This is a genomic window from Massilia sp. 01N417 (assembly GCF_056399645.1).
In genome coordinates this window covers 56,818-77,334 of the sequence record NZ_JBFTRS010000019.1, presented here as the reverse complement: position 1 = coordinate 77,334, position 20,517 = coordinate 56,818, and the positions used below count along the sequence as shown (strand labels likewise).

The following is a 20,517-nucleotide window of genomic DNA, read 5'->3' as shown; positions in this document are numbered from 1 at the left end:
GATAACAAGTAGTCCCTAACGAAGGAGAGTTCATGTCTCACAATACCTTGAACACGCTGAAGGAATTCCCGCTGCAAGCGGGCCAGACCGGCCAGTTTTACTCGCTGCCGGCACTGGGCGAATCCCTCGGCGTGAACCTGTCGCGCCTGCCGGTGTCGATCCGTATCGTCCTCGAGTCCGTGCTGCGCAACTGCGACGGCAAGAAGGTCACCGAAGAGCACATCCGCCAGCTGGCGAACTGGGGCCCGACCGCCGCCCGCACCGAAGAGATCCCCTTCGTCGTCGCGCGCGTCGTGCTGCAGGACTTCACCGGCGTGCCGCTGCTGGCCGACCTGGCCGCGATGCGCAACGTCGCCTACAAGATGGGCGCCAACGCCAAGAAGATCGAGCCGCTGGTGCCGGTCGACCTGGTGGTCGACCACTCGGTCACCATCGACCACTTCCGCACCCCGGACTCGCTCGACCTGAACATGAAGCTCGAGTTCCAGCGCAATAACGAGCGCTACCAGTTCATGAAGTGGGGCATGCAGGCCTTCGACACCTTCGGCGTCGTGCCGCCGGGCTTCGGCATCGTCCACCAGGTCAACCTCGAGTACCTGGCGCGCGGCGTCATGAAGAACGGTTCCATGTACTACCCGGACACCCTGGTCGGCACCGACTCGCACACCACCATGATCAACGGCGTCGGCGTGGTCGGCTGGGGCGTGGGCGGCATCGAAGCGGAAGCCGGCATGCTGGGCCAGCCGGTCTACTTCCTGACCCCGGACGTCATCGGCGTCAACCTGACCGGCTCGCTGCGCGAAGGCTGCACCGCGACCGACCTGGTGCTGACCATCACCGAGATGCTGCGTAAAGAGAAGGTCGTCGGCAAGTTCGTCGAATTCTTCGGCGAAGGCACCGCCTCGCTGTCGACCACCGACCGCGCCACCATCGGCAACATGGCCCCGGAATACGGCGCGACCATGGGCTTCTTCCCGGTCGACGAAAAGACGGTCGACTACTTCCGCGGCACCGGCCGCACCGAAGAAGAACTGGCTGCCTTCGAAAACTACTTCAAGGCCCAGCAGCTGTTCGGCATCCCGCGCGAAGGCGAGATCGACTACACCCGCGTGGTGGCGCTCGACCTGTCGACCGTGACCCCGTCGCTGGCCGGCCCGAAGCGTCCGCAGGACCGTATCGAACTGGGCGCGATGAAGTCGACCTTCACCGACCTGTTCTCGAAGCCGACCACCGCCAACGGCTTCAACAAGGCGCCGGAAGACCTGAACAAGGTCTACGAGACCACCAACGGCGTGCGCGTGAAGAACGGCGACATCCTGATCGCCGCCATCACCTCCTGCACCAACACCTCGAACCCGAGCGTGCTGCTGGCCGCCGGCCTGCTGGCCAAGAAGGCCGTCGAGAAGGGCCTGACCGTCGCTCCGCACATCAAGAGCTCGCTGGCTCCGGGATCGCGCGTGGTCACCAACTACCTCGAAGCCGCCGGCCTGCTGCCTTACCTGACGCAACTGGGCTTCGGCGTGACCGCCTACGGCTGCACCACCTGCATCGGTAACGCCGGCGACCTGACCCCGGAACTGAACGCCACGATCACGTCGAACGACATCATCGCCGCCGCCGTCCTGTCGGGCAACCGTAACTTCGAAGCGCGTATCCACCCGAACATCCGTTCGAACTTCCTGGCCTCGCCGCCGCTGGTCGTCGCCTACGCGATCGCCGGCAACGTCAACAAGGACCTGATGAGCGAGCCGGTCGGCAAGGGCAAGGACGGCGTCGACGTCTACCTCGGCGACATCTGGCCGACCTCGCAGGAAGTCCAGGACCTGATGAAGTTCGCGATGAACTCGGAGGTCTTCAAGGCCAACTACGCCGACGTCAAGGGCAACCCGGGCCAGCTGTGGGAAGCCGTGTCGTCGGTCGCAGGTCAGGTCTACAACTGGCCGGAATCGACCTACATCGCCGAACCGCCGTTCTTCAGCGACTTCGAGATGACCCCGAAGGCAGCTTCCGCAGGCATCGCCGGTGCGCGCGCACTGGGCGTGTTCGGCGACTCGATCACCACCGACCACATCTCCCCGGCCGGTTCGATCAAGGAAGACGGCCCGGCAGGCAAGTACCTGAAAGAGCACGGCGTGCTCAAGGCCGACTTCAACTCCTACGGCTCGCGCCGCGGCAACCACGAGATCATGATGCGCGGTACCTTCGCGAACGTCCGCATCAAGAACAAGATGATCCCGCCGAAGGCCGACGGTTCCGCAGTCGAAGGCGGCATCACCATCCACCAGCCGAGCGGCGAACAGCTGTCGATCTATGACGCCGGCATGAAGTACATCGCCGAAGGCACGCCGACCATGATCTTCGCCGGCGAAGAGTATGGCACCGGCTCCTCGCGCGACTGGGCGGCCAAGGGCACCCAGCTGCTGGGCGTCAAGGCCGTGATCGCCCGTTCGTTCGAGCGCATCCACCGTTCCAACCTGGTCGGCATGGGCGTGCTGCCGCTGCAGTTCATCGGCGACGACAGCGTCGAGTCGCTGGGCATCACCGGCAGCGAGACCTATGACCTGAAGGGCCTGGAAGGCGAGATCCGTCCGCAGATGCAGGCAACCCTGGTGATCCACCGCGCCGACGGCTCGGTGAAAGAGACCCAGGTGCTGCTGCGTATCGACACCCCGATCGAAGTCGACTACTACAAGCATGGCGGCATCCTGCCGTTCGTGCTGCGCCAGCTGCTGGCTGCGTAATTGGCATCCCTGCCCGCCTCGCGCGGGCAGCGCAAAAAGGCCGGACCCCGCAAGGGCTCCGGCCTTTTTTCCGCCAATCGACATGGAATATTTGTACAATAGCTTTTTATGGTCGATGCTTAGCGGCAGGAATGGGAAAACTCAACAAACAGCAGCTGCTCGAGCTGCTGGACAGCATCGTGCCGTCGAAAGCTGACCCGCTGCCGGACGCGGAATTCGATGGGATCGTGGCCGCCTTTTGCGCCGGCTGCCCGGATCCGGCGCACGCGCAGTGGCTGCTGTTCGAATGCCTCGATCCGCTCACGGACGAGGAACTGGTCGAGCGCGCCATGGGAGCGGCGCCGCCGGACAGGCGGTGACGATCCGCGCATCGATCACGAAGCCTTCGTGCTCCTGCAGGCGATCAGGTCTCGGCCCACTGCCGCAGCAGGTTGTGATAATGCCCGGTCAGCCCGACCAGTTCGGGCCCGTCGCCATGCCTTGCCCGTAAGGCCTGGATATTCGTATCCAGCTCGTACAGCATCGCCCTCTTCCAGTCGTCCCTCACCATGCTCTGCGCCCAGAGAAAGGATGCCAGGCGCTCGCCGCGCGTGACCGGCTGCACTTCGTGGATGCTGGTCGACGGATACACGATCGCATCGCCGGCCGGCAGCTTGACTTCGTGGGTGCCGTAGGCATCGATCACGGTGAGTTCGCCGCCTTCGTAGTCTTCCGGATCGCTCAGGAACACGGTGCAGGAGACGTCGGTGCGCACGGCTGCCCCGCCGCGCTGGGCACGGATGGCGCCGTCCACGTGGGGGCCGTAATGCTCGCCGCCGGCATAGCTGTTGAAGAAGGGCGGCAGGATGCGCAGCGGCAGCGCGCAGGAGAAGAACAGTGGATTGGCCATCAGCGCCGCGCTGACGACCTGGCCGAGCTCCAGCGCCAGCGGCGACCCTTCCGCCAGTTGGCGGTTGCGCTTGACCTGCGCTCCCTGGCTGCCGACACTGGCGCGGCCGTCGACCCAATCGGTCGACGCCAGACGTTCACGCATCGACCTTACCTGCTCCGGCGACAGCACGCCAGGGATATGCAGCATCATGATGGCGTCTAGCTCAGAACTTGAAGTTGGCGGTCAGGGTGGCGGAACGGCCCGGCGCCACGCCGGCATAGTGCGGCGACGAGACCTTGTCGAAGTACAGCTTGTCGGTCAGGTTCTGCAGGTTCAGCTGCAGCGAGATGTCCTTGTTCAGGGCATAGCTGGCCATCGCGTCGAAGCGTGCATAGCCCGGCACCCACTTGTTGTTGTTGACGTTGGCGTAGACTTTCGACATCGCGCTCACGCCGAAGCCGGCGGTGAAGTCCCTGGTGAAGGCATAGCTGGTCCACAGCGAGGCGCTGTGCTTCGGCGTGGTCGGGAAGCGGTTGCCGTTGAAGGGCGACGCGGTCCAGATCGGCGCGGCGGTGGTGCCGGTGTTGGTGTAGCCATTGTCGGCGATCTCGGCGTCCAGCCAGGTGTAGCCGCCGAACACGGTCCAGGCGGAGTTGATCTTGCCCGAGAAGCCGAGTTCCACGCCCTGCACTTCCTTGCGGCCGACGTTCTGGGTGGTGCCGTCCGGCGCCGTCACGCGGGCATTGTTCATGGTGCTCTTGAACAGCGCGCCGGTCACGGACAGGCGGCCGCCCGGCAGCAGGTCCCACTTGGTGCCCAGCTCGAGATTGCGGCTGCGCTGGGGCTGCAGGTTCTGGATCGCCGCGGTCAGGGCATCCAGGCCGTCGCCGCCGTCGTTGCCCGGCGGGGTCGCCGAGCTGGCGAAGGACAGGTAGACGCTGCCGTTCTTGGCCGGCTTGTAGACGATGCCGGCCTGGGTGCTGACGAAGTCGGTGTCGACCACGGCATGGGCGGCGGCCGTGGTGGCGGTCGGCAGGGTGTCCAGGGTGCTCTGGAAATCGTCCCAGCGCAGGCCCAGGTTCAGCAGCCACTGCGGATTGATCTCGATGGTGTCGAAGGCGTAGACCGCCTTGGTCTTGGTGCTGACGTGGGTCAGCGCGCCCGACAGGCCGCGGGTATAGACCCACGGGTCGTTCGGATTCGGGTTGACCAGGGTGGTGCAGTTGTACAGCGTGTCGGCGCCCGAGGTCGGGCAGGTGAAGGTGCCGGTCAGCGGGTTGTTGGTGCCCGGCGTGAACACGTAGGCGGCGCGGTCGGTCGTCTCGCGGTCGAATTCGACGCCGGCATTGAAGCTGTGCTTCAGGCCGGCCGTGAAGGCTTCGCCGGTCAGGCTGGTGACGTTGGCGAAGGTGCGGGTCTCGGTGGCGCGGGTGTTCGCGCGGCGCCATACGGTGCCGTAGAGGACGGTGTTGCCCTTCGAATCGTCGGGCTGGGTCCAGACGTAGTCGTTGTTCGATTTGCCGTAGCGGGTCACGTTGCGCAGCGCCAGCCCGCCGCTGAACTCGTGGCGCAGGTCGATCGTGCCGACATCGCTCTTGGTATCGCGGAAGTCGCGGTTGGCCAGGCCGTAGAAGGTCTTGCGGTCGACGTCGAACGGGGTGCCGTTGCCGTTCTTGCCGACGTTGGCGCCGCTGCTGAACGGGTTGTTGAAGGGGATGCCGGTATCCGGGATTTCGTGCGAGGTCAGGTGGTACAGGCTGATGATGGCGCGGTCCGGACCGCTCAGGCCGAAGGTGACGGTGGGCGCCACGCCCCAGCGATTGCCGCCGACCACGTTGCGGCCGGGGACGTCGTTCTCGTGCGCCATCACGTTCAGGCGGAAGGCGCTGTTGCTGCCGATGTTGCGGTTGATGTCGCCGGTGATGCGCTTGTACTTGTCGGTGCCGAGGCCGACCGAGGCGCTGTTGAAGTCGTAGGCCTGGGCGCTCTTGCTGACCAGGTTGACGCCGCCGCCGGCCGAGGAACGGCCGCCGTAGGCCGAGTTCGGGCCCTTCACGACCTCCACCTGCTCGAGGTTGAAGACTTCGCGCGACTGCGAACCGGCGTCGCGGATGCCGTCGATATAGGTATCGGTCTGGGCGTTGTAGCCGCGGATGAAGAGGTTGTCGCCGACCGGGTTGCCGCCCTCGCCCGCGCCGATGGTAATGCCCGGCACGGTGCGCAGCGCATCCGTCAGCGACACCGCGCCGGTCTGCGCGATCACGTCGGCGGACACCACGGTTACCGACTTCGGCGTGTCCAGCAGCGGCGCCGTGAACTTGTCGCTGCTGGCCGTCTGCGACTGGGCAGCGCCCTTCACCTGCACCGCCGGGATGCTCTGGTCGATCACGGCGTCCGGTGCGGCCTGGGCGGCGGACATGCCGAGCGTGGCCAGCATGGTGAGCGCCAGCGCGGGCGCCGGCGACGGGAGGACGCCTGCGTGCTTGCGGCTCTTGATGAAGGATGCTTGCTTCTTGTTATTGATCATGGGGTCGGTGACGGCAGGGGCAAACCGCGAAAAATGAATGAGAACGATTCGCATTATGATTCTTGTTGCCCGTTTTGACAAGCGCGGCGAGCAACACCCCTGCTCTTCCCTCCCGCGGCCGAACTTGCCAAGTGTTACAGGCATGTGGCCGAATCAACTACAATACCGGGGATAAGGGTTTATCATGGCCCTCTGGACCATCGTTCCACATTCAATCATTTACTATGCGTCGCTCCTCCAAAGACTCACCCAAACTATCGGCAGAAAGCCAGCGTCTAGTCAGCATCAGCCAAGCCATCGTGCAGGCCGCCAGCCGCGTTGAAGAACGGACCTGGGAGCGCAATCTGGATTCGCAGCTGCAGAAGCTGCTCAAGACCAACCACCAGGACAGCATCGACGCCGCACTGAACGTCCTGTTCAAGGGCGACCTCGCGGTCTACGACGTGCTGATGGATGGCGTCGAAGCCGTCAGCGAATCCGCGACCATGACCGAACAGGTCGGCGGCGAGGACGTCACCTGGCAGGCCCTGCTGGTGGCCGCGCCGGTTCTCGCCTGGACCCGCTTCTCGATCGCTTCCGGGACCATCCCGAACGACATCGTCACGACCCTGTCCGCCCACTTCTCGGCCCACCTGCTGGCCGACGGCGCCCGCATGGCGATGGCGCCGACCCTGTACTCGCTCGACCAGCTGCCGCGCACCCACGCCGAAACCTATGGCCTGACCCACAAGCTGGCCCAGGCCGCCCACAAGGGCTCGAGCGTGAAGCCGGCCGCGCCGGGCCCGGACGCTTCCCAGTTCCTGGCCGACACCCGCTACCTGCTGGTGGCCGTCATCGCCCCGGTCGGCGGCCCGCTGTTCCGCTGGCAGGAGCCGCAGCACCACGTCAACTTCGAAGCGGTGCGCGACGCCGCGCTGGAGCAATGGCGCGCCCAGGCCGGCCCCAACATCGCACGCCTGCTGCCGGGCTGCGGCACCGAACTGCTGCTGCCGGAAGCCTATTACGTGGCCTGCCGCGAGGCGGACAAGATGATCCGCCCGGTGTCGGTGCGCGCGGCCGTCCACTACCTCACCTACACGCTGGGCGTCGAGCCGGGCGACCTGCGCGCCGTGATCGCCGGCTTCGGCGACGAAGTCAACGACAGCCAGGTCGACGAATACCGCGTCGGCTTCACCCTGCGCCAGTCTGCGGACGTGGTGTACGGCATCGTCTGGCCGCTGTACGGCCAGGAAGACGAGGAAGGCACGCCGATGGAAGGCCCGGCGCACGGCGGCCGTCCGGCGGCGCCGATGGACGAGATCGTCAAGCACCTCAACGAGATGGGCATCGCCCACGTCAAACGCATCGCCGAGCGCTATGTCGCCGAATACTGCGACGACTGCGGCACCCCGCTGTTCGCCGACCCGAGCGGAGAGCTGGTGCATGCCGAGATGCCGGAAGACACCCCGGCCGGCAACGAGCACTTCCACTGAGCGCTCGCCAGCACTGATCGAAGCCCGGCATCGTCCGGGCTTTTTTTTCGCTTGCGGCGCGGCGTGCCTGCTGCTAAATTAGTTAACACGTTAACTAATTCAGCCATCATGGACAGCCAGGCAATCGACATCGGCACGGCCGGCGGCAAGCGCATCGCCGCCCGCCTGTATCAGGCACGGCATCCGCGCGCGCTGGTGCTGCTGCACCCGGCCACCGCCGTCACCCAGGGCTACTACGAAGCCTTCGCGCGCTGGCTGGCCGGCCTGGGCCTGAGCGTCCTGACCTACGACTATCGCGGCACCGGCGCCTCGCGCCCAAGCGACCTGCGCGCCTGCACGGTGACGATGGCGGACTGGATGGAAGAGGACGTCGGCGCCGTCACGCGCTGGGCCGCGGAGCGCTATCCGGCACTGCCGCTGCTGGCCGTCGGCCACAGCGTGGGCGGCCATGCGATCGCGCTGTCCGACGACACCGTGCGCCTGCGCGCGGCGGTGCTGGTGGCTTCGCACGCGGGCGCGACCCGGCTGGTGCGCGGCCTTGGCGAACGGCTGCGCGTAGGCCTCGTGATGCGCGTACTGGGGCCGCTGCTGTGCGCCCTGTGCGGCTACATGCCGGGCCGCCGCATCGGACTGGGCGAAGACCTGCCCGCCTCCGTGATGCGCCAGTGGGGCCGCTGGACCAGCCTGCCGCGCTACTTCTTCGACGACCCGGCGATGTACGCCGAGCGCCGCATGCGCACCCGGCGCCTGCCGCTGCTGGTGCTGGGCTTCGACGACGATCCCTGGGCCAATCCGGAGGCGATCGCGATGCTGGTGGCGCCGCTGGTCAACGCCGGCGTCGAGCGCAGGCAGATCGCGCCGGTCGATGCGGGCGTGCCGGCGATCGGCCACATGGGCTTCTTCCGCAAGCGCTGCGCCACCCTGCTGTGGCCCCAGGTCGGCGACTGGCTGCTGGAGCAGGCCGTCCGCCGCGGCGCCACGTCCGGGGCGCGACCATGAGCGGCGGCCGTCAACCTCGCTTCGTCTTCCTGCTGAACCGCGCCCAGCGCATCCTGCAGCGCTGGGTCGAGACGCGTCCGGAAGGCTGGGAAGGCATCAGCTCGGCCCAGGCCGCGGTGCTCTTCATCCTCGGCGCGCGCGGCAGCGCGGCCATCGGCGAGATCGCGGCCGAGCTGAAGGTGGCGCCGGCGGCCGTCACCAATCTGTCGAAGCGGATGCAGGCGGCCGGGCTGGTCGAGCGCGTGGCCGACGAGGACGACGCGCGCATCACGCGCCTGCGCCTGACGCCGGCGGGGGCAGAGGCCGGCGACACGGCGCGCGTCGTGCTGGCCGGGTTGAATGCGCGGCTGACCGAGGGGTTCTCCAAGGAAGAGTTGGCGACCGTGGCGCGCTGGCTGGAGCGGGTGGCGGAATTGGAGGAATAATCTCCCGCGGCACACCACCGTCATCCTCGCGAAGGCGGGGATCCAGGTTTGCTGGCGTTTCCTTACCTCACGCAGAACTTGGGTTCCGGCTGCGCGGGAACGACGCCTAAGTGGCCAAGTACCCATGAATCTGCGCCACCACCGCAGCCCCCTCCCCCGCAGCAGCCGCCACCCGCTTGGTCGACCCGGCCCGCAAATCCCCCACCGCAAACACCCCATCCACGCTGGTCTCCAGGGTGCGCCCATGATGGTCGCGGCCGGCATCCAGCCCGGTCAGCACGAAACCCTTGTCGTCCAGCGCCACCGCGCACTCGTGCAGCCAGTCGCTGTTCGGGTCGGCACCGACGAAGAGGAACATGTGGCGGGTCTCGAAGGCCTGCTCGCTGCCGTCCGCGATGCCGCGGCAGCGCACCTTGCTCAGGCCATTTTCGTCGCCTTCCAGCGCATCCAGGCCGATGCGCGTGTGCAGCCTGATGTTGGGCGTGGCCGCGATGCGTTCGATCAGGTAGCTCGACATGGTGTCTTCCAGTCCGGCGCGGCGCACCAACAGGTGCACGGTGGAGGCATGCGCAGACAGGAACACGGCCGCCTGCCCCGCCGAGTTGCCGCCGCCGACCAGCACCACCGGCTGGCCGCGGCACAAGCCCGCCTCCACCGGCGAAGCCCAGTAGTAGACACCGCGCCCTTCGTAGCGCTCGAGGTCCGGCAGCGCCGGCCGCCGGTAGCGCGCGCCGGACGCCAGCACCACCGACTTCGCGCGCAGGCAGGTGCCGTCTTCCAGCTCCACCCTCAGCGGCCGCTCGTGGCACAGCAGGCGCGTGGCGCAGGCCGGGATCGCGATCTCGGCGCCGAACTTGATCGCCTGCACGTAGGAACGGCCAGCCAGGGCGCGGCCAGTGATGCCGGTCGGGAAGCCGAGGAAGTTCTCGATGCGCGCGCTGGCGCCGGCCTGGCCGCCGTAGGCGCGCTGATCCAGCACCATCGCCGACAGGCCCTCCGAGGCCGCATACACGGCGGTGGCCAGGCCGGATGGGCCGGCGCCCACCACCAGCACGTCGTAGACCTTGCCGCGGTCGATGCGCGGGAAGGTGCCGATGCAGCGCCCCAGTTCCAGCAGGCTGGGATTCCTCATGACGAAGCCGTCGGGCAGGGCCACCAGCGGCCAGTCCGCGTCCTCATGCCAATGCTCGCGCACCAGCTGGGCCGCCTCGGGATCCTGGGCTGGGTCGCGCCGCGTGTAGGGGTAGGCGTTGCGGGACAGGAAATTCTCGAGTTCGAACAGGCCGGCGTGGGCGGGCGGGCCGATCAGGATGGGGCCGCCGGGATGGTCGCCGATCAGCAGCACGCGGCGCAGGATGAAGGCGCGCATCAGGCGCTCGCCGAGGTCGGCCTCGGCCATGAGGAGGGCGCGGATCGAGGCGGCGTCCAGCACCAGGGCGTCCAGTTCGCCGACCGCCATGCCGTCCACCAGCGGCGGCCGCCCGGACAATTGCGCGACCTCGCCGCTGAACTGGCCGGGTCCGTAATCCACCACGTCGACCCGCTTGCCGAGCGCATCGGTACGGCTGCACACCAGGTGCCCGTCGAGGACGACGACCATGCCGGGCGAGTCGACGCAGGCGCGGAACACGCAGTCGCCGTCCTGCCAGCGGCGCGGGACGCCGAAGCGCCGCACCCGCCGCAGGTCGTCGGCGTTCAAGGTGGGAAAGATCTGGTGGCCGCGGGTGGCAAGATCGACGGCTGCACGGGGCTCGGCGTCGGCCCCGAGGGAGTAGGAACCGAATGCGGGAAACTGGTCTGGCATGGCGGGCATTCCTCGCTGAGGATCATGCCCGCCAATGTACGCTAGTTTTGGCGGATCGCGGCAATCACCCGCTTCGCGAACTCGGCCGGATTACCGGCGTGCCAGCGCCACACGATGACCAGGTCGTGCTCTGGCGAAATCACGATGTCGTTGCTGCCCGCGCCCAGCGCCGCATAGGCGGTGGCGGGCAGGCCCGGCAGGTTCTTGCCCTTGGTGTTGAGCCACCACAGGTAGCCGTAATCCGGACCGTGCTCGCTCGGCGTCAGGGCCGCTTTCACATAGTCCTGCGGCACGATCTGGCGGCCAGCCCAGGCGCCGCCGCGCAGCCACAGGTAGCCGAAGCGCGCCAGGTCCCAGGAATCGATCCACATGCCGCCGCCCCAGCGCGTGCCGCCGCTGACGGAAGGCGCCGGCTTGCCGTGCAGCTCGACGTAGCTGTTGTGGTAAGGCACCCACTTCCAGGAATTCGAGGCGCCGATCGGGTCCATCACTTCCTGCTGGAACACCTCCGGCACCGGACGGTCGAACACGCGCAGCAGGGACAGCGCCAGGCGGTTGATGCGCACGTCGTTGTATTCGTAATGGCTGCCCGGCGCGCCGAACTGGCGCGGCTTGCGTTCGCCGGCGCCGAAGGCGTCGCGGCCGATGAAGTCGGCGTTCTTGCCCCACATGCTGCCTTCCCACTCGGATTCCTGTTGCAGGTGATGCTTCCAGGTGATGGCGGCATTGTGCGCCGAGGCATAGCCGCCGTCCTGGACGCTGTGCCCCACCGGCTGGTTCAGGTCGGCGATCCTGCCATCGCGCAGGGCGATGCCGGCCACGGTCGAGAGCATGCTTTTCGCCACCGAATAGGTCGGATCGACGAACCGGGTATCGCCGAACTCGGCCACCACATAACCCTTGTAGATCACCACGCCATTGGTGGCGGCGCGCTTCGTCGGCAGCGAGCCGAGCGGCTGGCCGAAGGTCTTTTGCTGGTCCGAGAAATCCGCGGCCCTTTCGGTTTCGTGGGCGCCGGCGTAGGCGATGGCTTCAGCCAATTTCACGGGATCCATGCCCAGCGCGGCGGGAGACTGGTGCTCCCAAGATCCGGCGGGCGGGAAATACGGTGTGCCGGCGGCGGTCGCGGCGGCGAAAGCGGCAGGCGCGGCCGCCAGTACGACTGCCAGGGACAGGATCGTACGGCGGCCCGTGCGCATCATGCCTGGTCTTTCCACCTGGAGTATGGCAGCCGGATCAGGCTGGAGTTGTAGTAGCGCGGATCGCCCGTCACTTCGCGACCGATCCAGCCGGGCTTGTCGAAGACTTCGTCTTCGCTGCCGAGCTCGATCTCGGCCACCACCAGGCCGGCGTTCTCGCCCCGGAACTCATCGACTTCCCAGGTATGGCCTTTATACCCGATGCGGTGCCTGGTCTTCTCGACCAGCGGCTGCTCGCACAGGCGGTCCAGCAGCTCGGCGGCGTCCGGCACCGGGATCTCGTATTCCCATTCGCCGCGCGTGGCGCCGGTGTTCTTGCTCTTGATGGTGATGACGGCCCGCTGACCCTCGATGCGCACGCGCACGGTGCGCACCGGGTCGGAAGTCAGGTAGCCCTGGCGCATCAGCGTCGGCTGGCCGAGCCCGCGCCAGCCGTCATCGTTGAGGAGGAACTTGCGCTCGATTTCGATGCCCATGATTCCCCCCTTCCCTTCAGTCGTCCAGCGACAGCAGGATCGGCTGCAGCATGTCCGCGCCCAGGGCGCTGCTCCTGGCGCCGTTCCAGCCCACATGCGGGTCGGGCAGGTTGGCGTTGTCCTTGAACGGCATTTCCAGGGTCAGCGACAGGCACTTGTAGGTGTGGCCGATGTACTTGGATGCCAGGGTCAGCAGTTCCTCGTTGTACTTCGAGGCCGCGTAGCCGTAGACGTTCTGGAAGTCCGGGCTCGACGCCATGTAGCGCTGGATGAAGGCGTTCTGGGCGGCCAGGCGTTCCGGCGTGAAGTCGGTCAGCATCTCGCTGCCGGCCACGAAGTTGTACGGCAGGGCTTCGTCGCCGTGGATGTCGAAGAACATGTCGACGCCGGTTTCCTCGATCTTGCGCTTCACGCACAGGACTTCCGGGCTGCGTTCGAGCGACGGGGTCATCCACTCGCGGTTCAGGTTGGCGCCGGCCGCGTTGGTGCGCAGGTTGCCGCGCACCGCGCCGTCCGGGTTCATGTTCGGCACGATGTAGAACACGGCGCGCTGCAGCAGCTTGCGCGAGACCGGGTTCGAATCGTCGAGCAGCGCATCCATCATGCCCTCGACGAACCATTCGGCCATGGTTTCGCCCGGGTGCTGGCGGGCGATGACCCAGATCTTCTTCTCGGCGTTCGGGTTGCCGATCACCACCAGGTTCATGTCGCGGCCGTCGACCGTGGTGCCGATGTCGTGCACGCGGGCGATCGGGTTCTCGGCCACCTCACCCAGCAGGCGCAGGTGGCGCTCCCAGGTGTAGGGCTCGAAATAGGCGTAATAGATGCTGTCCAGTTCCGGCGTGTGATTGATGGTCATCACCTGGCCGTCGAAGCTGGTCGGCACGCGGAACCAGTTCTCGGTGTCGTAGCTGGCAACCGCCTGGTAGCCCTCGAAACCCTTCGGATAGGTTGCCTGGCCGGCGTTCAGGAAACGGATGGTGCAGGCCTGGCCGCGCGCGCCCTGCAGGCGGAAGTGGAACCACTGGTGGATGTCGGCGTGCGAATCCTTGCGCAGGTTCAGGTCGATTTTTTGTGCATTGTCCGCGCTGACGACGTCGATGGCGCCGGAGTCGAAGTGCTGGCTGATCTTGATGGGCATGGTCGCTCCTTTTCAGATGGCGTCGAGATCGATCAGGTCCTGGCTGTAGGCAAGCAGGATCTGGCGCATCAGTTCGACGTTGCTGCGATCCAGGACCAGGGTCTGGTCCGGCTTGACGTCGAGGTTGAAGGTCATGCTGATCTTGCCCGGCAGGACCTTGCAGTTGACCGTGAAGGCACGCGGAACGTTCGGCGCGTCCCAGTCCGCCTGCGTGATCTGCGGCCCGGCCGGCGGCGGCTGCAGGGTAGGATCCTGGTTTGCCGGCAGGTTCTTGATCAGGAAGAACACGATCGAGGCGGGAATGACGAAGCAGGTGTCATTCGAACCCTGAGCCGAAAACTTGGCCAGCAAGAGATTACCGACCCGGTCGCACGACATGCTCATGCTCTTGACTTGACGGATGACCGCAGATTTCACGAACAACTCCTATGAGATTGGACAAAAAGGCGCAGCGATTCTACCGCATCCCATACGCGAATTGTGTGAAAGAAAAACAAAACGGGGAGCTCGCGCTCCCCGGTCGATTGCTGGCCTGGAGGGACGGCGCCGCCACCGTCCTCCGAGCGTGATGTTTACTGTTTGTTGCCGCGCGACGAGCTGCGCGACGAACCCGAGGCCGATTGGCGATTGCCATGGCTCATGCTGCCTGCGCGACGCGCCTCTTCCGAGGTGAACTCGTGCGCCGTGCCCTTCTGGTGAGCGGCCTTGCCGCCCTGGCTGGCGATCTCGCGCTGACGTTCAGGATCCATCGATGCGAAACCGCGGTTTTTGGTACCGCCGCTCTGTTTGTTGCCCTGGTTGTTCGAAGCCATGATGCTTTCTCCTCAATACTCTAGAAACCACCGCGTCCTGCGGCAGGCGAATCCGATCTCTCGGCAGACACCGATGAGTGCTCGGTCGGATTCATCTTAGGCATGCATGATGGATGAGGCTATAGGACATTTTCAGATGACTTTGTAGGACAATGTGAGACAGAAAATGCACATCCGCAATCTACTTCCGGTAGTAAATGTCTAACACGAGGGTCGCCAGTATTAGTCCTACAATCACCCGCAGTCTCTTCCTATACTGAATGTCTTATCAAGGGCGCATCATCGTCCTATGAATGCATGTTCCAGTTGAAAGGAGTCGGCTATGGACGCGAACCAACGCAGCGAAGTCAACAACCAGACGAACAACCTCGCCAACGAAAAATGGACGCCCGGTTCGAAGGGCAAGACCGCGGACGACGGCCCGCTCGACCACACCTATCCGGAGGGCCTCGGCGTGCAGCAGCAGGGCAACCAGGGTATCGACACCATGGGCACGCAGCCCGGACACATGGGCGGCCGCGAGGAATCGGGCAAGCAGTCGCAGACCCCGGGCGGCTCGATGCAGACCCAGATGAGCGGCGGCTCCGGCACCGTGCAGGGCATCACCGATAGCCACCAGCGCCAGATGGAACAGAAGTCCGGCGCCTACGGCATCCTGGAAGAGCCTGTCGGACATCGCCCACACGATACGGGTGTCGATCTGAAGCAGCAGCGCGATATGCACCGCGACGTGGTCCGTGGCACGATGGCTTCGCAGAACGCCGCCCAGCCGGACCTGCAGGGCGGCTCGCTGGGCCCTTACCACGGCAGCATGCAGTCGGGCTCGGTGATCGAGGGCACCTCGGATACCAGTACGAGTGGAGGTGGCATGCACGGCCCGCAGAGCCCGCCGTCCAGCCTGAACGCCGGTTCCGCGACCGGCAACCGCCAGCAGGGCAGCAGTCTGTACGTGTCCGACAACTCGACCCGCAGCGGCGGCGGGATGCGCGGTCCGCTGAGCGGATCGCAGGGCAATGCCCAGGGCAGGCTGGACGAGAACGAGCCGGGCCAGGAAGCCCAGCACGGCAACACCCAGCTCGGCGTGGCCGGCTCGCACTCGATGTCCAACCAGGCCCCCAGCATCGGCGGGGTGCACGAGTCGAACGACGTGGCCGGCGGCCTGCCGCGCTCGCCGGGCAATACCGGCGCCCAAAACGCGGCCACCAGCACCGACCGCAGCGGCTCGCAGACCGGCGCCGGCGCGGCCGACGGCGGACCGCCGGCGCACCAGTCCAACGATGCCGCCGGCGGCTACCCGCGCAGCCCGGGCTACGCCAACCGCCTGTCCGGCGACCAGGACATGGACGACGACACCGGCTTCAAACGCAAGCCCTGAAGCAAGAGAGCCGCTCCGGAACGCGCCCTGCGGGGCGCGTTTTTTTTGATGCAGATTCAGCCCCTCCGCCCCCCAGGGGAACCCTGCCGTTCCGCGCACGGTCGAACGGTCCAGATCATCCATGCGGGGGAAAGGTCATGAAGGCAGTCTTGCTGGACAAGGACGGCACCCTGGGCGACGACCTGCCCTACGACGTCGAGCCCGGCCGCATCACCCTGTGCAGCGGCGGCGGTGCCGATCGCCAGCCATGGGGACCTCGCATGAAGCCGGACCCGCTGCCATCCTGGCAGCAGGCCCGCCGCATCCTCTGCGTGCGCCTGGACGGCCTCGGCAACGTGCTGATGTGCACACCGGCGATGCGGGCCCTGCGCGACGCCGTTCCCGGACGCAGCCTGACCCTGCTGACCTCGCCCTCGGGCGCGGCGGCCCTGCCCTTCATTCCGGAAGTCGACGAGGCGATCGTCCATGCGGCGCCGTGGATGGAGACCGGGCTTCCCGCCGGGCCCGCCGAGCTCACCGCGCTGGCATCGGAACTGGCCGCGCGCCGCTTCGACGCGGCGGTGGTGTTCACGGCCTATACGCAAAGCGCGCTGCCCGCCGCAATGCTGTGCTGGCAGGCCGGCATCCCGCTGCGGCTGGCGCATTGCCGCGAGAATCCCTGCCACCTGCTGAGCGACTGGGTCGAGGATCCGGAACCGCGGCGCATGGTGCGCCACGAAGTGCAGCGCCAGCTCGAGCTGGTGGTTCGCGCCGGCGTGCCGCGCCAGGCGGGAGCGCCGCCGCTGTCCTTCGCCCTGCGCGCCGCCGACCTGGCCGCCGTACGCGTGCGCCTGCTGCGCCTGGGCATAGCTGCCGACCGGCCCTGGCTGCTGCTGCATCCCGGCGCCAGCGCGGCCTCGCGCCGCTATCCGGCCGGCCACTGGGCCCGTGCCCTCGGCCTGCTGGTGCGCCGCACCGGCCTGCCGGTGGTGCTCACCGGCGGCGCCCCCGATGCCGCGCTGGTGGACGACATCCGCGCCGGCTGCGGCGTGCCGACGCATTCGCTGGCCGGCCAGCTGAGCCTGGGCGAGCTGGGGGCGGCGCTGAGCCTGGCCGCGGTGGCGCTGACCAGCAATAGCGGACCGGCCCATATGGCGGCCGCGGTCGGCACCCCGGTGGTCGTGCTGTATGCGCTGACCAATCCCCAGCACACGCCCTGGAAGGTGCGCAGCCGGGTGCTGTTCCAGGACGTGCCCTGCCGCTTCTGTTTCAGTAACGCCTGCCCGGTCGGCCACCACGCCTGCCTGGCGGGCGTGGAACCGAAGCGCGTGGTGGAGGCGGCGCTGGAATTGCTGGCGCCGCGCCGCCCCGCTCCCGTTATGGACGAAGCCGTGGTCCGGCTCGATAGCGGGTAGAACCCGGCGCAGGCTCAGCCCTGGCGCTGCACCAGCTCCCTGGGTGTCGCCGCCTGCGGTTCCTGGCGCAGCAGCACATCGAGGGCTTCGCGGTCGACGGTTTCCTTTTCCAGCAGCGCATGGGCGAGCGCGTCGAGCAGCTTGCGCCGCTCGCGCAGGGTCGCGCGCACGCGCTCGTGGGCTTCGGACAGCAGGCGGCCGATGTCGGCGTCGATCATGCGCGCGGTGCGTTCGCTGTATTCCCTGCGCTGGCCCGGCGGCATGGCGTAGAGGGTGGTGCCCGCCGCCTGCTCGAAGGTGGCCAGCCCCAGCTGATCGCTCATGCCGTACTGCGTGACCATGTGGCGCGCCAGGTCGGTCGCCATCTGCAGGTCGTTCTGGGCGCCGGTGGAGACGTCGCCGAACACCAGTTCCTCCGCCACCCGGCCGCCCAGGTAGACGTCGATCCGGTCCAGCAGTTCGCTCTTGCGCAGCAGGTAGCGGTCCTCGGTCGGCAGCTGCTGGGTGTAACCGAGGGCTGCGATGCCGCGCGGAATGATGGAGACCTTGGCCACGCGGTCGGCATAGCGGCGGAACTCGGCCACCAGCGCATGCCCGGCCTCGTGGAAGGCCACCGTCTCCTTCTCGAGCGGGTTGATCAGGCGCGAGCGCTTTTCGAGGCCGGCGATGACGCGGTCGATGGCCTCGTCGAAATCGCTGCGGTCGACCCGCTCCTTGCCGCGCCGCGCCGCCAGCAGGGCCGCCTCGTTGACCAGGTTGGCGAGGTCGGCGCCGGACAGGCCGGGCGTGCGCGCGGCGATACGGCCGAGGTCGACGTCCTTGTCCAGCGTCACCGTGCGCGCGTGGACCTGCAGGATCTGCTGGCGTCCGCGCAGGTCGGGACGGTCGAGGGCGACGTGGCGGTCGAAGCGTCCCGGGCGCAGCAAGGCCGGATCCAGGATCTCCGGACGGTTGGTGGCGGCCAGGATGATCACGCCCTTCGCGGTGTCGAAGCCGTCCATCTCGACCAGGAGCTGGTTCAGGGTCTGCTCCTGCTCGTTGTAGCCGCCGACGGTGCCGGCGATGCCGCGCGCCCGGCCCAGCGCGTCGAGCTCGTCGATGAAGATGATGCAGGGCGCCACCTTCTGCGCCTGCACGAACAGGTCGCGCACGCGCGCCGCGCCGACGCCGACGAACATCTCGACGAATTCCGAGCCGCTGATCGAAAAGAAGGGCACCCCGGCCTCCCCGGCCACGGCCTTGGCCAGCAGGGTCTTGCCGGTGCCGGGCGCGCCGACGATCAGCACGCCTTTCGGGATGCGTCCGCCGAGGCGGCGGTAGCGCTGCGGGTTCTTCAGGAATTCCACGATCTCCATCAGCTCGTCCCTGGCCTCGTCGGCGCCGGCGACGTCGCTGAAGCTGATCCCGGTCTTGCTCTGCATATGGACCCGGGCGCGGCTCTTGGCGATGTCGAACAGCCCCGCCGTCATGCCGCCGCGCTTCAGCATGCCGCTCCACAGCCAGAACAGCAGCAGGATGGGCAGCATCCAGGTCAGCAGGTTCGACAGCCACCCGCTGTTCTGCTTGCCGGTATAGCGTACCTTCGCGGCGTCGAGTTCTTTGGCCAGGCCGGGGTCCTCGACGCGCGCCGCGGTGAAGGGACAGTTGCCGTCGGCGCCGCACTTGATCACTTCGACGCGCGCCTTCGGCAGCACGGCGTCGAAGCCGCCCTGCTGGAGGGTGCCGGACACCGTGGTGTCGGACAGCGTGACTTCCTTGACTTTACCGGCATGCAAGAGCTGCTTGAATTCGCTGTAGGCCAGCGGCGAACTCGTCATCATCTCGAACAGCGACTGCGACAGCGTGAACAGCAACAGCCCAAACAGCCAATACCAGAGGAAGGGGCGGATCGCTCCGCTCTTCTCGTCAGGCTTGCTGTCGCTGTCCTTCCCGGCTTTGCTGTCCACGCGTCTTCCCCCCGGCGGCTGTACCGCGCAATGACACCGTGTCCTTTGGGGCGTTCACGACTTTGATATTACTCAAATCCGGGGCTGCGTGCCTTACAGCGTGTCGCGTACCTGGCGCACGACCTCTGCGGCATCGTGGGCGATCTCGGCAATATCCTTGCTGCGGCGCCGCTCGAACCACAGCAGCAGCGCGCCGAGGATCCACCAGGCCGGCAGCCCGGCCAGCACCAGGAAGGGCGCCGCCGCCATCAGCACGCCGAGCTCGGCCGGTGCGCCGGCCAGCACCGCGCCCTGCCCCGCCGAGGCGAACAGGGCCGGCCACCAGCAGTAGGCGGCAATCGCCAGGAAGGGCCCGGCAACCGTACAGGCCAGCAGCGTGCAGGCAAGGCGTGCGACCGCCTCGCGTCCGGACTTCGGCCACAGCAACAGGAAGCCGAGGCCGGTCGCCGCCAGGCCGGCGGCAAATGGAACAGCGGCGAGCTCGAGAAAGGTGATCGCGTGCATGGCGGGTCTCCGGTGGTTGATGTTTGCCTTGCGAAGGTTTAGTATTTGATACGAGTATAGAACTCTAAACTGATCAAAGTCAAGAATACTAAACCTATTGAGTTTAGGATGCTAAACATGAACTCTCTCGCAGATCGCCTCCATACCATCCATCGCCACCTGCCCCAGCTGGAGGGCGAGCGCGGCCAGACCGGCCTGGTCAAGGCTTCCGGCGCGTCCAAGAGCGTCGTCAACCAATGGCTGACCGGGAGGATCAAGTCGATGGATATCCGCTACGCGCTGAACCTCGAACGCGAACTCGGGTTTTCCCATATCTGGCTGATGACCGGCGAGGGCGATCCCCGCCATGCGCCGCTACAGGGCATCGGGAACGTGCTGCCGGTCCACGCCGCCGCCAACGACGACGCCGACTTCATCCAGATCGAAATGGTCAAGCTGCGCCTGTCGGCCGGCATCACCGGCTTCCAGACCGAGCCGGAGCGCCGCGACGGCGGCACCCTCGGCCTGCGCCGCTCCTGGATCGAGCGCCACCAGCTGCGGCCCGAGCACCTGATCGCCATCCTGGTCAAGGGAGAGAGCATGGAGCCCTCGCTGTACGAGGACGACATCGTGATCGTCAACACCCTGGACACCAAGCCGGTCGACGGCGCCGTGTATGCCTTCAACTACGAGGGGGAAGCGGTGGTCAAGCGCCTGGCGCGCGACGCCGGCCAGTGGTGGCTGACCTCGGACAATCCGGACCAGCGGCGCTACCACCGCAAGCTGTGCAAGGGTGCGGAATGCCTGGTGATCGGGCGCGTGGTGCGCAAGGAAAGCGACCGGATCTGAGCC

The 20,517-nt window shown here is 66.9% G+C and carries 18 protein-coding genes; 8 read left to right on the top strand and 10 right to left on the bottom strand.

The window, feature by feature from the left end; all coding sequences use genetic code 11:
• Nucleotides 1–32 precede the first annotated feature (32 nt).
• Nucleotides 33–2,741 (top strand): aconitate hydratase AcnA, encoded by a 2,709-nt coding sequence (gene acnA, locus AC1DOQ_RS19585; protein WP_477367999.1) that lies wholly within the window; start codon nucleotides 33–35, stop codon nucleotides 2,739–2,741.
• A 131-nt stretch (nucleotides 2,742–2,872) separates the two neighbouring features.
• A complete protein-coding gene (locus tag AC1DOQ_RS19580) occupies nucleotides 2,873–3,100 on the top strand; it encodes a hypothetical protein (protein WP_477367996.1) in 228 nt (75 codons plus the stop codon).
• Nucleotides 3,101–3,144: 44 nt separating this feature from the next.
• Here the strand turns inward: AC1DOQ_RS19580 and AC1DOQ_RS19575 are convergent, their stop codons facing one another.
• Both AC1DOQ_RS19575 and AC1DOQ_RS19570 read right to left on the bottom strand, forming a co-directional pair.
• Nucleotides 3,145–3,822: a Fe2+-dependent dioxygenase gene (locus AC1DOQ_RS19575; protein WP_477367993.1), complete on the bottom strand. Its 678-nt coding sequence runs from the start codon at nucleotides 3,820–3,822 to the stop codon at nucleotides 3,145–3,147.
• 13 nt (nucleotides 3,823–3,835) lie between these two features.
• Nucleotides 3,836–6,139: a TonB-dependent receptor gene (locus AC1DOQ_RS19570; RefSeq protein ID WP_477367990.1), complete on the bottom strand. Its 2,304-nt coding sequence runs from the start codon at nucleotides 6,137–6,139 to the stop codon at nucleotides 3,836–3,838.
• A 224-nt stretch (nucleotides 6,140–6,363) separates the two neighbouring features.
• Between AC1DOQ_RS19570 and AC1DOQ_RS19565 the strand changes: the two genes are divergently transcribed.
• The 3 genes from AC1DOQ_RS19565 (at nucleotide 6,364) to AC1DOQ_RS19555 (ending at nucleotide 9,035) form a co-directional block, all read left to right on the top strand.
• Nucleotides 6,364–7,611, top strand: a complete 1,248-nt coding sequence (locus AC1DOQ_RS19565) for a DUF2863 family protein (protein ID WP_477367987.1) — start codon at nucleotides 6,364–6,366, stop codon at nucleotides 7,609–7,611.
• A 108-nt stretch (nucleotides 7,612–7,719) separates the two neighbouring features.
• Nucleotides 7,720–8,610, top strand: a complete 891-nt coding sequence (locus AC1DOQ_RS19560; RefSeq protein ID WP_477367984.1) for an alpha/beta hydrolase family protein — start codon at nucleotides 7,720–7,722, stop codon at nucleotides 8,608–8,610.
• Nucleotides 8,607–9,035 (top strand): MarR family winged helix-turn-helix transcriptional regulator, encoded by a 429-nt coding sequence (locus tag AC1DOQ_RS19555; RefSeq protein ID WP_477367981.1) that lies wholly within the window; start codon nucleotides 8,607–8,609, stop codon nucleotides 9,033–9,035. The genes AC1DOQ_RS19560 and AC1DOQ_RS19555 overlap by 4 nt, the downstream gene beginning before the upstream one ends.
• Before the next feature lie 106 nt (nucleotides 9,036–9,141).
• On the opposite strand, the gene AC1DOQ_RS19550 is transcribed toward AC1DOQ_RS19555, so the two are convergent.
• The 6 genes from AC1DOQ_RS19550 to AC1DOQ_RS19525 form a co-directional block, all read right to left on the bottom strand.
• Entirely contained in the window at nucleotides 9,142–10,839 is a 1,698-nt protein-coding gene (locus AC1DOQ_RS19550) for an FAD-dependent oxidoreductase (protein WP_477367978.1), read from the bottom strand.
• 41 nt (nucleotides 10,840–10,880) lie between these two features.
• Nucleotides 10,881–12,041: a serine hydrolase domain-containing protein gene (locus AC1DOQ_RS19545; protein WP_477367975.1), complete on the bottom strand. Its 1,161-nt coding sequence runs from the start codon at nucleotides 12,039–12,041 to the stop codon at nucleotides 10,881–10,883.
• On the bottom strand, nucleotides 12,038–12,514 hold the full coding sequence (locus AC1DOQ_RS19540) for a CYTH domain-containing protein (RefSeq protein WP_477367972.1): 477 nt from the start codon (nucleotides 12,512–12,514) through the stop codon (nucleotides 12,038–12,040). Before AC1DOQ_RS19540 ends, AC1DOQ_RS19545 begins: the two co-directional genes overlap by 4 nt.
• A gap of 16 nt (nucleotides 12,515–12,530) precedes the next feature.
• The gene (locus tag AC1DOQ_RS19535; protein ID WP_477367970.1) at nucleotides 12,531–13,655 is read right to left on the bottom strand and encodes a M14 family metallopeptidase; all 1,125 of its coding nucleotides are present in this window, start codon (nucleotides 13,653–13,655) and stop codon (nucleotides 12,531–12,533) included.
• A 12-nt stretch (nucleotides 13,656–13,667) separates the two neighbouring features.
• Nucleotides 13,668–14,072 (bottom strand): hypothetical protein, encoded by a 405-nt coding sequence (locus tag AC1DOQ_RS19530; RefSeq protein WP_477367967.1) that lies wholly within the window; start codon nucleotides 14,070–14,072, stop codon nucleotides 13,668–13,670.
• 155 nt (nucleotides 14,073–14,227) lie between these two features.
• Nucleotides 14,228–14,467 (bottom strand): KGG domain-containing protein, encoded by a 240-nt coding sequence (locus AC1DOQ_RS19525; protein ID WP_047823953.1) that lies wholly within the window; start codon nucleotides 14,465–14,467, stop codon nucleotides 14,228–14,230.
• Between the two features lie 322 nt (nucleotides 14,468–14,789).
• Here AC1DOQ_RS19525 and AC1DOQ_RS19520 point away from each other — a divergent pair, with 322 nt between their 5' ends.
• Entirely contained in the window at nucleotides 14,790–15,842 is a 1,053-nt protein-coding gene (locus AC1DOQ_RS19520) for a hypothetical protein (protein ID WP_477367964.1), read from the top strand.
• A gap of 137 nt (nucleotides 15,843–15,979) precedes the next feature.
• Nucleotides 15,980–17,236 (top strand): glycosyltransferase family 9 protein, encoded by a 1,257-nt coding sequence (locus tag AC1DOQ_RS19515; protein ID WP_477367961.1) that lies wholly within the window; start codon nucleotides 15,980–15,982, stop codon nucleotides 17,234–17,236.
• Nucleotides 17,237–17,250: 14 nt separating this feature from the next.
• On the opposite strand, the gene ftsH is transcribed toward AC1DOQ_RS19515, so the two are convergent.
• The gene (ftsH, locus tag AC1DOQ_RS19510) at nucleotides 17,251–19,125 is read right to left on the bottom strand and encodes an ATP-dependent zinc metalloprotease FtsH (RefSeq protein WP_477368187.1); all 1,875 of its coding nucleotides are present in this window, start codon (nucleotides 19,123–19,125) and stop codon (nucleotides 17,251–17,253) included.
• A 150-nt stretch (nucleotides 19,126–19,275) separates the two neighbouring features.
• Entirely contained in the window at nucleotides 19,276–19,686 is a 411-nt protein-coding gene (locus tag AC1DOQ_RS19505) for a hypothetical protein (protein ID WP_477367958.1), read from the bottom strand.
• A gap of 117 nt (nucleotides 19,687–19,803) precedes the next feature.
• On the opposite strand from AC1DOQ_RS19505, the gene AC1DOQ_RS19500 reads away from it, so the two are divergent.
• The gene (locus AC1DOQ_RS19500) at nucleotides 19,804–20,514 is read left to right on the top strand and encodes a S24 family peptidase (protein ID WP_477367955.1); all 711 of its coding nucleotides are present in this window, start codon (nucleotides 19,804–19,806) and stop codon (nucleotides 20,512–20,514) included.
• Nucleotides 20,515–20,517: the final 3 nt, after the last annotated feature.

Bases quoted from the DNA above. Each gene is read 5' to 3' on its own strand.
- acnA (WP_477367999.1), top strand. From the start codon at position 33: ATGTCTCACAATACCTTGAACACGCTGAAGGAATTCCCGCTGCAAGCG.
- AC1DOQ_RS19580 (WP_477367996.1), top strand. From the start codon at position 2,873: ATGGGAAAACTCAACAAACAGCAGCTGCTCGAGCTGCTGGACAGCATC.
- AC1DOQ_RS19575 (WP_477367993.1), bottom strand. From the start codon at position 3,822: ATGATGCTGCATATCCCTGGCGTGCTGTCGCCGGAGCAGGTAAGGTCG.
- AC1DOQ_RS19570 (WP_477367990.1), bottom strand. From the start codon at position 6,139: ATGATCAATAACAAGAAGCAAGCATCCTTCATCAAGAGCCGCAAGCAC.
- AC1DOQ_RS19565 (WP_477367987.1), top strand. From the start codon at position 6,364: ATGCGTCGCTCCTCCAAAGACTCACCCAAACTATCGGCAGAAAGCCAG.
- AC1DOQ_RS19560 (WP_477367984.1), top strand. From the start codon at position 7,720: ATGGACAGCCAGGCAATCGACATCGGCACGGCCGGCGGCAAGCGCATC.
- AC1DOQ_RS19555 (WP_477367981.1), top strand. From the start codon at position 8,607: ATGAGCGGCGGCCGTCAACCTCGCTTCGTCTTCCTGCTGAACCGCGCC.
- AC1DOQ_RS19550 (WP_477367978.1), bottom strand. From the start codon at position 10,839: ATGCCAGACCAGTTTCCCGCATTCGGTTCCTACTCCCTCGGGGCCGAC.
- AC1DOQ_RS19545 (WP_477367975.1), bottom strand. From the start codon at position 12,041: ATGATGCGCACGGGCCGCCGTACGATCCTGTCCCTGGCAGTCGTACTG.
- AC1DOQ_RS19540 (WP_477367972.1), bottom strand. From the start codon at position 12,514: ATGGGCATCGAAATCGAGCGCAAGTTCCTCCTCAACGATGACGGCTGG.
- AC1DOQ_RS19535 (WP_477367970.1), bottom strand. From the start codon at position 13,655: ATGCCCATCAAGATCAGCCAGCACTTCGACTCCGGCGCCATCGACGTC.
- AC1DOQ_RS19525 (WP_047823953.1), bottom strand. From the start codon at position 14,467: ATGGCTTCGAACAACCAGGGCAACAAACAGAGCGGCGGTACCAAAAAC.
- AC1DOQ_RS19520 (WP_477367964.1), top strand. From the start codon at position 14,790: ATGGACGCGAACCAACGCAGCGAAGTCAACAACCAGACGAACAACCTC.
- AC1DOQ_RS19515 (WP_477367961.1), top strand. From the start codon at position 15,980: ATGAAGGCAGTCTTGCTGGACAAGGACGGCACCCTGGGCGACGACCTG.
- AC1DOQ_RS19505 (WP_477367958.1), bottom strand. From the start codon at position 19,686: ATGCACGCGATCACCTTTCTCGAGCTCGCCGCTGTTCCATTTGCCGCC.
- AC1DOQ_RS19500 (WP_477367955.1), top strand. From the start codon at position 19,804: ATGAACTCTCTCGCAGATCGCCTCCATACCATCCATCGCCACCTGCCC.